This window comes from Sphingomonas sp. SphC10, from assembly GCF_057004845.1.
The window spans coordinates 926,719-940,283 of the sequence record NZ_CM168044.1; the positions used below are offsets into that span (position 1 = coordinate 926,719).

General features: G+C 65.2%; 8 protein-coding genes. All 8 read left to right on the forward strand.

Features of this window, described 5'->3' with window-relative positions; genetic code table 11:
• Nucleotides 1-370 precede the first annotated feature (370 nt).
• A complete protein-coding gene (locus ACWKSV_RS04130) occupies nucleotides 371-3,979 on the forward strand; it encodes a family 43 glycosylhydrolase (RefSeq protein ID WP_338469042.1) in 3,609 nt (1,202 codons plus the stop codon).
• A gap of 119 nt (nucleotides 3,980-4,098) precedes the next feature.
• Nucleotides 4,099-5,073, forward strand: a complete 975-nt coding sequence (locus tag ACWKSV_RS04135; protein ID WP_076716073.1) for a LysR family transcriptional regulator — start codon at nucleotides 4,099-4,101, stop codon at nucleotides 5,071-5,073.
• 279 nt (nucleotides 5,074-5,352) lie between these two features.
• Nucleotides 5,353-7,692 carry a TonB-dependent siderophore receptor gene (locus ACWKSV_RS04140; RefSeq protein ID WP_156884265.1) on the forward strand — a complete coding sequence of 780 codons (2,340 nt, stop codon included), beginning with the start codon at nucleotides 5,353-5,355 and terminating at the stop codon, nucleotides 7,690-7,692.
• Between the two features lie 15 nt (nucleotides 7,693-7,707).
• Nucleotides 7,708-9,513, forward strand: a complete 1,806-nt coding sequence (locus ACWKSV_RS04145) for an ABC transporter ATP-binding protein/permease (protein WP_237243344.1) — start codon at nucleotides 7,708-7,710, stop codon at nucleotides 9,511-9,513.
• On the forward strand, nucleotides 9,510-10,859 hold the full coding sequence (locus tag ACWKSV_RS04150) for a TldD/PmbA family protein (RefSeq protein WP_076716079.1): 1,350 nt from the start codon (nucleotides 9,510-9,512) through the stop codon (nucleotides 10,857-10,859). Before ACWKSV_RS04145 ends, ACWKSV_RS04150 begins: the two co-directional genes overlap by 4 nt.
• Nucleotides 10,856-12,316, forward strand: coding sequence for a TldD/PmbA family protein (locus ACWKSV_RS04155; RefSeq protein ID WP_076716080.1), 1,461 nt, complete (start codon nucleotides 10,856-10,858; stop codon nucleotides 12,314-12,316). Before ACWKSV_RS04150 ends, ACWKSV_RS04155 begins: the two co-directional genes overlap by 4 nt.
• Nucleotides 12,317-12,343: 27 nt before the next feature.
• Complete coding sequence (gene trxA, locus ACWKSV_RS04160; protein WP_076716082.1) at nucleotides 12,344-12,670, forward strand: thioredoxin; 327 nt, start codon at nucleotides 12,344-12,346, stop codon at nucleotides 12,668-12,670.
• Nucleotides 12,670-13,560, forward strand: a complete 891-nt coding sequence (locus ACWKSV_RS04165; protein WP_076716083.1) for a hypothetical protein — start codon at nucleotides 12,670-12,672, stop codon at nucleotides 13,558-13,560. Before trxA ends, ACWKSV_RS04165 begins: the two co-directional genes overlap by 1 nt.
• Nucleotides 13,561-13,565 lie beyond the last annotated feature (5 nt).

Genomic DNA, 13,565 nt, shown 5'->3' on the forward strand with positions numbered 1-13,565 from the left:
TTCAGGGTTCGACCGTCGGCTGTATCTTCGCGGGAGCAGGCTCCATCCCAAGATGCGCTCCACGCCGCCAATCCCGGATGCCAAGCTCAAAATTCTTTTGTCGATCAATTGGATGCGGGATGAGGCGATCTGGCACGGCTCCTGCGGCGATATCCCCTTACGTCGCCTGATGGATTACAAAGCTATCTCCCGCTAGGATCGCCAGTTTTCAGCCATATTTCGCGCTGCCACTCGCCGCAGCCGTCATCTGGCGACCATGGCAGAAAAATCTGGATCACCCTCTTGCCGTCGCATAAATGTCGGACATAATGGCACCATAATGATGCTGCGAGGCGACGCATTCGCCATCGTTGCTACCGGGAGATACAGGATGAATGGCGGATCGCATCCCCTTGGCAATTTGTTATGTGCGTTGGCGGGCATGGCGCTGGTCGGGGCGGCACCGGCCGCCGATCCGCTGACGGACGCCGTTGCGAACGCGTTGCGCTCCGATCCCGTATTCGCAGCCCCGCTCCGAGGCAACGTCACGCTCCCCGACGATGCCTCGGCCCTGTCGGGGCTTCGCAATGTGCCGAATATCGGCAAGGCGCGGATTACGTGGCGATCCTCCAATCCTGCCATTATTTCGGACGTCGATATGGGGCACGGCCCTGACGTCATACGCAAGGGGCGCGTCACGCGCGGCACCGGCGACCGTCGCATTCGCCTGACCGCAACCGTTACGCTACCCGACCACCGGCCCGTGTCCGTCCCGATCGACGTCACCGTGCTGGCCGCGCCCGCCGCCGCTCCTGCGCCTTCGGCCTATATGTTCGTCTACTTCACCGGCAATAGCATCGACGGGGAGAAGCTGCGTTTTGCCGTGTCGGACGGCAACAACGCCCTGCAATGGAAGACCCTGAACGACGCGCAGCCGGTCCTGGAGTCGCGTGAGGGTACGCGGGGCCTGCGCGATCCGTTCATCATGCGCTCTGCCGAAGGGGACCGCTTTTTCCTGCTTGCGACCGATCTTTCGACCGGGCGCACCGGGTGGCGTGATTCGACCAGCCAGGGCAGCCGATATCTCGAAGTCTGGGAGTCGACCGACCTGATCCACTGGGGGAAGCAACGGCACGTCCTCGTCAATCTGCCCGATGCGGGCATGACTTGGGCGCCGGAGGCGACCTATGACCCGACGATCGGCGCCTATGTCGTCTATTGGACCTCCACCCGCTACAAGGATGCGGCGCACAAGGTGGAGGATGGCAACGGCCCGCAGATCCTGCGTGCGACCACACGCGATTTTCGCAATTTTACCACGCCCGAACCATGGTTCCGGTCCGCCGATGTCCCTGGTGCCGTCAAGGCGAAAGGGATGATCGATGCGACGGTCCTGCGGGACGGCGATCGCTATTATCGTTTCACCAAGATCAGCGATGCGGCCGGTTGCCCGTCCAGCGATATTCTGGCGCAGACGTCGTCCTCGCTCCGAGCCGATGGCGCGTCGGGTGCGTGGAAGATCGTCGACCGCTGCATCGGTCGCCGCGCCGGCACGCCCGAGGTGGAAGGACCGACCGCGTTTCGCGCCAATCCGGGCGATACCAGCGGGTTTCGATATTTCCTGTGGGTCGATAATTATGGCGGCGTCGGCTATATTCCGCTCGCCACCCATTCGCTCGAGGGCAAGATCGCGTGGACCTATCCGCGCCGGTTCCACCTGCCCGAGTCCCCACGACACGGTACGGTGCTTCCCATCACCGCGGCCGAGCGCGATGCTCTGGTGGCGCATTGGAACCGGGCCGCGCCCGATCTCGCAACCGTCGCCGATCGCTGGATCGTCGCCCCGATCCTGGCATCGGGAACGCGCCTGCCGGTGCCGGTGGGGCATACCGCCGCCTGGCGCGCCGATGGCCGCGACGTACCCGACGGCATCCTGACCAACATGACGGCGGACGCCCGCGTCGTCAGCCTTGAGGGTAGGCTGACCCGGCCGGACGGCAAGACCCTGACCAAGCGGTTCAAAGTGAAGCTGCTCGGCAAGTCCGCACGCCAGCTGGAGGCCTATGCGCGGACGCCGACCACGTCGCAGGATGCGAACCAGCCGACCGTCGCGCGAAGCGTCCATCTGGCCATGTCGGGGGGCGATGGCACGATGACCCCGCTCAACGACGACTATGGCGTGATGTTCGCCCGTGGGGAATATATCGGCGTCGATCGCGTCGCCCTTCGCGGCGTGTCGAATCCTTCGCTCTTCCACTTCTCCGACGGCACGATCGGCGTCATCGCGACACGCGTGGACATGGACGGCAAGCAGGATCCGTCACCGTCCGCCATCGTCATCTTCCGCCGCGATCCCCAATCAGCGGAGTTCGTCGAGCTCGGCACGCTGGACCTCAGGTCGAATGACGGCATCGACCATCCGCACGCCATCTGGGACAGCGCCGCCCAGCGTTACGTCGTCTCGTGGATTGACCGTTCGGGACAGTCGCGCTGGACGACCGTGGCCGATCTGACGCGTCAGGAATGGCAGCAGACACCCTTTTATCCCGATACGGGGGGGCGCCGCGCGAGGATCGCCTCCATCGGCAATGTGGGGGACGCCCGCATCGGTGATCTCACGACCACGGCCATTGATACGCTGCCCGTCGACGACGTCACCGCGACAGCGCTGGGAAATCGTTTCGGCCGCATCGTCAACACGGCGGCGACCGTGACGCCGCAGACGATCCGACCGGGCGGTGCCGGTGGGCTCGCCGCAGTGCCGGTGAAACTGAGCTATTCGGACGGCTCCACCGCGACACGTGCGGTGGATTGGGACGCCGTCGATCTCGCGCAATTGGGCAAGCCGGGACGGTATCTCGTCCATGGCACCGTCCGCCAGCGCCGCTATCCAGCGATCTTTGCCTATGAACGCGCCGATCCCAACATCTATCGCTGGGAGCATCAGGGCCGGGTCCGCTATCTGTTCGTCGCGACGGACGACACGAACAACGACAATGTCGGCTCGCCTCATCTGCCGCTCCGTATCGCCGATACGATCGCCGATCTGGCCGACGACAAGGACGGCCGCGCACGGGAAGTCGACCTGCTCAATCGGCGGATCCGCCGTGATCGGACGGCGGAAGGCCGAGTGATTGCGGGATGCTATTGGGCACCTGAAATCCATGAAATCGGCGGACGACTGTCGATCCTGTTTGCGCCATGCTTCCATCCGACCGACCCGCAGTCCAACGAGGGCGGCGCATGGTCGACGGTGGAGTCGCACATCATGCAGCTTCGCGACGGTGGCGATCCCGCCAATCCCGCCGACTGGTCGAAACCGGCCGCGATCCGCAAGGCGGATGGTACCCCGCTCGGGCGGCCGGACATGCCCGCCAATATCAGTCTCGACATGTCCTATTTCGAGGTGCGGGGTCAGGGCTATTACACCTGGTCCCAGCGATACCTGCCGACATCCGGGCCGCTCGGCGATCCGTTGACGTGGATCGCCAAGGTCGATCCCGCCCGACCGACGCGCCTCGCCGGTCTGCCGTCGCCCGTCATCGCGCCGGATACCTCGGTGGAGGAAAACCTCGCCGAGGGGGCCTTCGCGCTGATCCGGGGCAATCGCGTGGCGCTTGTCTATTCCAGCTCGGGGGTTAGCCCGACCTATGTCGTCAACGGCACGTCCGCCTCGCTCGATAGCGACCTGACCCGCATCGACGCGTGGCGCAAATGGTCCGCTCCGCTCCAGAAAAGCGTGGCCATGCCCAAGGGCGACGAAGACTATCGGCGTTACGAACAGGGGCCGGGCCATGGCTCGTTCACGACCGACGAGGATGGTAACGATCTATATGTCTATCACAGCTGGGGGAACGGCGTCGGTAAGGACGGACGGGATGCGCGCCTGCGCCGCGTTCACTGGGCAGTCGACGGCCGTCCGTTGCTCGAGATGAGCGATGACGACGAGGTCGCACCCGCCAACCGTCGTGTGACGATGGAGGTCACCGTCGGGGCATAATAACATCGCCCGCCAGAGCGGCGCGGCGGCGGTGAACCCGATCGGTCGATCTACCAACCCGGCTGCGCTCTTGTTATGCATCGCTAGGCCTTTGGGCCTTGGGCGGGGAAGGGCGGACAATGACGGCTTCGGGCCAATCGTCAAATGGTCAAGGTGGTGCGTCAGCCTCTGTCCATGGCGGCACGGTCCGTCGGCTCAACCTCAACCTGCTCTATCCGCTCGACGCCATCCTGCACGCCCCGACCCTGACCGAGGCAGGACGTCGGGTCAGCCTGAGCCAATCGGCGATGAGCCATGCGCTGCGGCGCCTGCGCGATCATTTCGGTGATGACCTGGTGGTCCATGCAGGGGGGGAGCCACAGCTGACGCCGCTGGGGCATGCGTTGCGGCCCGAAGTGCGCCGGATCATGCGGGAGGTGGAGGGCACCTTCAACTATTCCATCGCCTTCGATCCCCTGACGACGACCGAGAGCATCACCATCGCCGCCGACGATGCGAACGAGCAGATGCTGCTGGGCCCGGTATTGCGGAGCTTTTCGACCCTGGCCCCCGGTTTGCAGGTGAACGTCATCCCCCTGGACATCGAGCGGCCGGACAGATCCCTCGATCAGGGGGCCGATCTGCTGCTGCTGCCCGAGCATATGGCGCTCGATGGGCTGGAGACGATGCCGATGCTGACCGTCTGGCCGAGCTGCCTGGTCTGGGATCGCCACCCGGAGTTCCAGAACTGCGTCGAAATCACCGAAGCGCAATATCGGGCCGCGCGACATATCGTCGCCCGCGGGGAGGAGAGGCAGACCTTCGCGCTAGACCAGAACGGGGTGGACATGTTGCGTGCGCGGCGCATCTGCGTCCGGGCCACGTCTCAGGCGACGCTACCCGCGATCGTGATCGGCAGCGATCTGGTCGCCACGGGCAATTCATGGGTGTTCCAGCATTATGCGGCGTTGATGCCGTTCAAGGTGTTCGAGGCACCGTTCGCCCGCCGAGGAATCGTCACCGTCGCCCAGTGGCCGCGCAACCGTCACGACCCGGTGCTCAAATGGTTCATTCTGCAAGTTAGGGCGTATTTCGAGCAATATTACAAGGTTTGAGGGCTATCATCGAATGGGTTCATGCCCCCATGAACATTTCGAATTTGCCTGTCACAAGACTGAAGCATAGCGTCTCCCACGACAGAAGGTCCGGCTGGCATATCGCATCGCCAAGACACGGGCTGTCGTCAGCAGGAATACGGCCGCGGTAGCCTCCTTAGAGGATCGCCACCGCATCATCCGCCGCGAGGCGCCAACCGTTTGTCGACAGGGATGGCTTTCTATCCGAGCGCGGCTTTGCCGTGGGGGATGGCGCGCGCCCTGTGAAGGGGGGATTGCATGCTGAATCTGACTGGGAGTGGGCTTCATGTGCTGGGATTTGCCAGCCTGAGTGTCATCGGCCTTCTGGGCGCGAGCGTCCCATGCCGCCCCGCCGCTGCGCAGGTCGTGCGGACGGGGGACATCACCGTGCCCGCCATGCCGATGGACCGCGCGCTGGATATGATCGGCAGGCAATCGGGTGTGAACGTCAATTTCGATCCCGACGCGGTCAAGGGGCTGACTTCACGCCCCGTGTGCGGTGCGCGATCGGCGGCGGATGCGATCAGGACGGTCATCGGCGGAACGAGCCTGACCGTCGTTCCGGCGGTGCAGGGGGGCCTGGTCGTCGTCAACGATATCGTCGTGACCGCGCGGCGCGACGAGGCGGAAACCAGCGTGCTGGTGCGTCAGGCGACCACCTCGGACCGCAACGGCCTGGGCCTGCGCCATCAGCCGCGCAACACCCAAGTCATCACCGCCAAGACGATCGAGGAACAGCAGGCGCTGAACATCACCGACATCCTGCGCAACGCGGGCGGTGTGTCGGTGCTGGGCAACAACCCGAACAGCGGCGCATCCTATACCATTCGCGGCTTCGGAGCCGGAGGGCTGGTGAACGGCCTGACGACATCGTCGCAATATGGCGTGGCGGCGGGGGCCGACCAGCCGGTGGCCAATATCGAGCGGGTCGAAGTCCTGAAGGGGCCGGATGCGATCCTGGCCGGGTTCGGCAACCTGGGCGGCAACATCAACGTCGTCACCAAAAAGCCGAATGCCGAGGAGCGCCTGGCGGTCAGCTTCGACACCGGCTCCTTCGGTCTGGCGCGCGGCGTCATCGATGCCAACAACGCGATCACCGGCGACAAGAAGCTGTCGGCCCGCGTCATCGGCAGTGCGCAGACGATGGATCGAAACTATGGCGGCTATACGGGCAACAAGGACTGGTTGTTCGCGCCGTCGCTTCGGTACAAGGATCGCCTCACCGACATCGTGATCGGTGCGAGCATGAACGAGGCCGTCAACGGCATCGGTGCCTATACGCTGTTCGACAACAAGACGTTTCGGATCATTGATCGCGATCCGTCGGTGCCGATCTACGCCGCCAACCAAGGCATCCGGATCGCGACCAAACGCTATTATTTCGATGCGACGCGACAGATCGTGCCCGGCATCGAATTGGTCGTTCGTAGCTTGCATGATCAGACCCTGCTGACGACGCGTGCGGGTAATTCGGGCTATAGTCGCCAAGGTATCCCCGTCATCGACCTTCAGGGATCGCGGCAACAGGGTTCGGCCAATGCCATTGACGGCTTCCTGCGCGTCAGGACGCACATCGCCGACGATGTGAAGGCCAGCTTCAACGTCGGATACAATTATGGTGATGGCTCCGCCGAACAGCGGAGTGGCCTGGTCTATACTCGGATCCTGAACCCCTCCTTCACCGCCAGCGGGCCGCTGACCGACATTCGTTGGTCGCCGTTCGGTAACGTCCAGATCCGTTCGGGCGGCAAGCAGGAAGGCATCTATGGCCAGGCGCTGATCGAATTCTGGGAATTGAAGATTTTGGGCGGCGTTCGCAAGAACTGGTTCGAAACCACATCGCAGACCTTCTTTGCGGGGCCTTCGGCCATCAACGCCCAGCGGAAGAACGGCGTGTCGCCTAGCGGCGGCCTGATCTTCGATGCCACGAGCAACCTGTCGCTCTTCGCCAATTACTCCCGCGGCGAGCAGGCGTCTTTCGCGGTGGCAAAGAATGGCAGCATCCTGCCGAACATCATCACCACCAACAAGGAAGCGGGCGTCAAGTTCGACCTGTTCCACAAGCGCGCGACGATCAACGCATCCTATTTCGACATACAGCAGGACAACATCATCATCCGCAATCCGGCGGACCCGACTGATCTCTCCCCTGGGCCTGGCCAGCGCGGGCGGGGGATCGACCTGAACATCGCGGGGCAGTTGCTGCCGGGCTGGTCGGTGCTGGCGTCGCTGACGCGGACCAGATATGCGCTGTTGACGGTCAATGCGCTTCAGACGGTCGTCGCACAGCAGCCGCGCGATACGTACAGCCTCTTCTCCTCCTATCGATCGAGGATCGCGGAGGGCGTCAGCGGGGGCCTGTCGGCCGGTCTGTATGGACGCTCCAATTCCTACGCCAATCTCCTCGGCCAATATGTCGTGCCGCCGTCGCGACAGGTGGACGTCAACGGCTTTCTGACCGTCCGGGGTTTCGACATCAATATCGGCATCCGCAACATCTTCGATCGGCGCAATTACGGGTCGGCGTCGGTCTTCACCTATGTTCCGGTTGCCGAGCCACGCAACCTGCGCCTCACCATCTCCAAGCGCCTGTTCTGATCGGGGTTCCCACCAATGATGCCACCCCCTGCCCATGTCGAGGAGACCCGCCGCGAAGCGGGTCTCCAGCCTGTCCAGCCAGCCGGTGCACGCTGGGCGCATGCCTGGCGGCTGTGCACGCGGTACTTCGTGTCGCAGGACTGGAAATGGGCGTGGTTCCTGGTCGCATGCTATTGCGCGGTCGAGGTCGGGACGACCTATGCCTTCCTGTTGTCCAATACGTGGCAGCGGGACTTCTACGATGCGATCGAACGGCGGCAGGGGGCGCAATTCGTGTCGCTGGTCGTGATGTTCATGATGATCGCCGGGCTGGCGATCGGGACGCAGTTCCTGCACAATATCGTCGGCTGGACCCTGTCGATCCGGTGGCGGCACTGGCTGAACGATTGGTATCTCGGTCGCTGGTTTGCGCGGGACCGTTTCTACGAGATCGAGCGGTTGCGCATGATCGACAACCCCGATCAGCGTATCGCCGAGGATGTGCGCGCCTTTACCTCGATGGGCCTGGAATATGGCCAGTCGCCGCTCAGCATCGCCATCTCGCTGATCTTCAGCCTGGTGCGGGCGATCGCCTTCGCCACGATCCTGCTGCAAACCTCGTCGCCGCTCGCTATCCCGCTGTTCGGCTATCGTATCCCGCTGCCCGGCGGCGACCTGATCTGGTTCTCGATCGCCTATGTCATCCTTGGCACGACCGTGATCACCTGGATCGGCAAGCCGTTCGTCCGTCGCAAGATGCGCGAACAGCATTATGAAGCCGATTACCGTGCCGGTCTGCTGCACGTCCGCCGCAATGGCGAGCAGATCGCTTTCTCTCATGCGCAGAATATCGAGCAGGACGGGCTGAAGACCGCCTTCGCCAATATCCGCCGCAACTTCTTTCAACTGATGCTGGCCAATGCCGGGCTGAGCGCCGGGCAGGACATTTATCAGCGCACGATGACAGTCGTGCCGCTGTTCCTGACCGTGCCCAAATATTTCGCCGGTGCGATCACCTTCGGACAGGTTCAGGCCGCCCGCGACGCCTTCACCCAGTTTTCGGCAAGCCTGTCCTATATCGTCATGGCCTATCCCGGCATCGCGCGGCAGGTCGCCAACATCAATCGTCTCAAGGCGCTGGATGATGCGATCGATTACGAGCGTCCGCGCGGGATCGCCTTCACGCCCGGAGGTACACCCGACGGCGTGGCGATCCGGGTCGAGGGGCTGGAACTGCGCCGTCCCAATGGAGCCCCCTTGATGGCCGTCGCCGACTGGACGGTCCGCGACGGCGAGCGCTGGGTGATCCAGGGGCCGTCCGGGACCGGCAAGACCACGCTTCTGCGCGCAATTGCGGGGCTATGGCCGGACGGAGCGGGCCATGTGGCAATGAGCCGTTGTGGCCGTGCGATGCTGGTGCCGCAACGGCTGTACCTGCCGCTGGGCACGCTGAAGGGGGCGGTCTGCTTCCCCGACCGGCCCGAACAGCATGACGATGCGACCGTCCTCGCCTTGTTGGAAAAGGTTGGGCTGGAAGCCCACAAGACCGCCCTGCACGAACTGCGCATGTGGCAGGAGGAGCTGTCGCCCGGCGAGCAGCAGCGTGTCGCGCTGGCCCGCATCCTGTTGCAGCGCCCGACCCTGCTGATCGTCGATGAAGCGACCAGCGCGCTCGACGCCGACAATGCCGCCTTCTTCTACCGGGCCGTGCTCGACGCGATGCCGGACGCGACCATCGTCAGCGTCGTGCACAACGAAAAGCTTGCCGCCTATCACACGCATCGCCTGCGCCTGCACCATGGCCATGCGACGGCGGCGGCCATCACCGAGGACGAGGCATGAGCGCGCTCCTGACCCAGGACGAGGCGGACTTGCGCGATGCCGCGATGCGGGCTGTCGAACGCGCGGCGCGGCGTGGGGCGACCGCGCGCGCCTCGGCGCATCATGAGGGTATCGCCCGGATCGCCGTGCGGCACGGCGAGGTCGAGACTGCCGAGCGCAGCGGGACGCAAGTCTTGGGGCTGACCGTCTTCCATCAGGGACGGCGCGGGGTGGCCTCCACCGCCAGCTTCGATCCGGCGGCGATCGAACGACTGGTCGACGAGGCGATGATGATCGCGCATCATGTCCAGCCGGACCCGGACGCCGGTCTGCCGCCAGCGGACAGCCTTGCCTATACGGGCATTTCGCCCCTGCTCTATGCCGACAGCCCGCGCGATCCCGATACGCTGCTGACCGCCGCGATGCTGGCCGATCGGATCGCCAGCGAGGTGGCAGGGGTCGATCCCCGGCTTCGCGTCGGCGAGTCCGTGGCGGTCGCGACCGAAGGACTGTGGGCGCTGGCGACCAGCGACGGCTTCTGCCGTAGTATCCGGCGCTCGAATGACGGGCGCTGGTCGGTGATGCTGGCGCAGGACGAGGGTGGCAGCACGTCGGCTTTCTGCCAGTCGCAGGAGCGGAGCGTCGACGCCCTGGCCCCGCCTGTGCAATTGGTGCGCACCGCCGCCGATCGCGCCCGCGCGGCGCTGGGGGCGCGGGCCATCGCCAGTCGGCGTTGCCCGGTGCTGTTCGTCCCACGCACGGCGATGTCGCTGGTCTCCGACCTGGCGGGGGCGTTGACCGGCATGGCGCAGTTTCGCGGCATGACCTTCCTGCGCGCACCGCTCGGCCAGCGCGTCGCGGCCTCTCATCTCCATCTGACCGAGGACCCGTTCGAGCCGCTGGGATTGGCGAGCGGCGCGTTCGACAGCGAGGGGATCGCCGGATCGGCCCGTCCTATCCTGCGCGACGGGGTGGTCGAGGGGCTGTTCCTGTCGAGCGTCTCGGGACGCAAACTGGGCATGACGTCGACCGGCAATGCCGATGGTTTCTACAATCTGCGCCTGACCAGCAGCGCGCCGGGCGGCGACTGGCCGGCGATGCTGCGGATGCTGGGTACGGGCTTGGTCGTAACCGAGTTTCAGGGCGGCAAGACCGATCCGGCCAGCGGCAATTGGACCCAGGCGATCAAGGGGCTGTGGGTCGAGGGGGGCGAGGTCGTCCACCCCGTCACCGACGTGACGCTGGCGGGCCAGATGCCCGCGATGCTGAACGGCATCCGCGCGGTCGGCGACGATGTCGAGCGGCAGGGCGCGCTGCGCACCGGATCGATCCTGATCGACGAGATGCAGGTGGGAGGAAAGGCATGAACGGCGGCGTACTGGCGCTCGACCGCGCGCGCGCCGCGCTGCTTGGTCCGGCGGGACTCGATGAGGCGGCGATCGGCCGCGCCCTGGGCGAACTGGCAAGCGGCGGCGCGGATCTGGCCGACCTGTATTTCGAGACGACGGCGATGCGCAGCTGGCGGCTGGAGGGCGGTCGGGTCACCCAGGGCGGCTTTTCGATGCGGCAAGGCGTCGGCGCCCGGGCGGCGCATGGCGGGCAGGTGAGCTTCGCCCACTCCGCCGACATGCGCGAGGGGGCGCTGCTCGACACGGTACGCGCGGTCCGCACGCTGGCGCGGCACGGCGATGCGGGGCGGCATGGGCAGGGTATCGCGCTGGCCCGAAATCCGCGTGTCCATCATCTCTACCCCGCAATCGAAACGGTCGCGGTCGAGGATGCGGCGGCGTGGATCGCCCTGTTGAGGCGGATCGACGAACTCGCCCGGATGCAGGACGGTCGCATCGTTCAGGTCGACGCCAATGTCCGGGCGACCGACACGACGATCCTGGTCGCCGAGGCGGACGGGCTGCTGGCCGGGGACGTGCGGCCGATGACGATCCTGTCGCTGGTCGTCATCGCCGAACAGGATGGTCGCCGCACGCGCGGACAGGCGGGACTGGGGCGGCGCGCCGGACTGGGCGGGTTCGACGCCGCATCGGTCGACCGGATGGTCGCAGCCGCGGCCAATATGGCGCTGAACAATCTCGATGCCATCCCTGCGCCGGTGGGCGAGATGCCGGTGGTGCTGGGACCGGGTTATCCCGGCGTGCTGTTCCACGAGGCGGTCGGCCACGGGCTGGAGGGCGATCATCACCGCAAGCACCTCTCTGCCTTCGACGGCAAGGTCGGCGAGCGGATTGCGGCACCCGGCGTGACGGTGATCGACGATGGCGGCCTTTCCGGGCGGCTGGGATCGCTGGGCATTGATGACGAGGGCACGCCGCCCGACCGCACCGTACTGGTCGAGGACGGAGTGCTGACCGGTTTGATGCAGGACCGGCTGAACGCCGGGCTGATGAACGCGCGCTCGACAGGCAATGGCCGTCGCCAGTCCTATGCGCATCTGCCCATGCCACGCATGACCAACACCTTCCTGGCGAACGGCACGGCCGATCCGGCCGACATCATCGCCTCGATCGATCGCGGCATCTATGCGACCGAATTCGACGGCGGGCAGGTCGATATCGTCACCGGCCGTTTCAACTTCACCACGATCGAGGCGTGGCTGGTCGAGAAGGGGCGGCTGGTCGCCCCGGTGCGCGGCGCGACACTGATCGGTGTCGGGCATGAAGCGCTGCGCCACATTTCCATGATCGGCAACGATCTGGCCTTCGATACCGGCATGGCGACCTGCGGCAAGCAGGGCCAGTCGCTGCATGTCAGCGTCGGCCAGCCCACGCTCCGCATCGACCGCATGATGGTCGGCGGACAGGCCGGCTGATCCCCCCAATTCCAGACAAGGACAGTGATGATGCGTAATGCCACCGAGCAGGATTTCGACGAGATCGTCATGCAGAACGACAAGCCCGTGCTGGTCGATTTCTGGGCCCCCTGGTGCGGGCCTTGCAAGGCGCTGGCCCCGACGCTTGACGAACTCGCGGAGGAATATGCCGAGGAGATCGACATCGTGAAGGTCAATATCGACGAAAATCCCAAGCTCGCCGAACGGTTCGAGGTGCGCGGCATTCCGCTGCTGCTGATCGTCAAGGACGGCGCGGAAGCCGCGCGCGCGTTCGGCACCATGTCGCGCAGCCGTCTCGACGCCTTTATCGATGCGAATGTGAGCGCGGCGTGATGGCCGACGCTATCGCTTTCCATGGCGATCCGGCGATCAAGGCGCGGGCCCAGGCACAGCTGCGGCGACATGTCGAGGCGGGCAGTTTCGTCTATTTCCCGGCCTGGGAAGACGGCAAGGCCAATGCGATCGGCGCCGTGGTCGAGGCGGACGACACGTCCGCCTATGCGGCTAGGCTCGGCTATCCGATTGCCTTGGTCGAAACCCTGCCCATGATCATCAACGGCTTCCGGCCGCTTGCCGAAGCCGCCCGCTTTGCCGAGGCCTGGCTGGCACGCACGCCGGTCGGCGGTGATCTGTCCGCCGTCGTGTCGCGGATGATCCTCGACCTGCTGGCCAAGCCGCGCCTGTGCGAGATCACCCGACGCCATCCGGCAATGGAAGAAAGCCGCCTCGCCATCATCGACTTGCATCGTCGCGCGGTCGTGGGGGACGAACTGGACCGCAAGCAATGGAAGGCGGCTCGCCTCGCTGCGGTGGCGGCGACCGATGCCCTTGGCAACGATGTGCTGGACCGCGCGGCGGGCAGCACGGTGGAGTCGGCGGCCTGGCCCGGCACGATGCGGACGGTGCTGCGTGATACGCTGAACGCGACGGGCGCGCTCAACCTGCGCGTGACGCTGGCCGAGATCGGCTGGACGCCGGAGGAGGAAAGTCGCGTGTTCCAAATTCGCGATCAGGCCGAGAAGGACGTATATAAGGCGGAGTTCGAGGGGCTTGCACGGGTCCATGCGATTCTCGACGCCGACCATCCCGAACTCGCCGAGCGCTTCCGCCAGCGATGCGAACGGCTGGATAAAGCAAATGAGACCTATGTCGCGGCGGGCTGGACGGCGATCGAGATGATCGAGGCCGCTCCGGTCGTCGCGGCCCAGGCCGTGGAGGCGTAACGTGC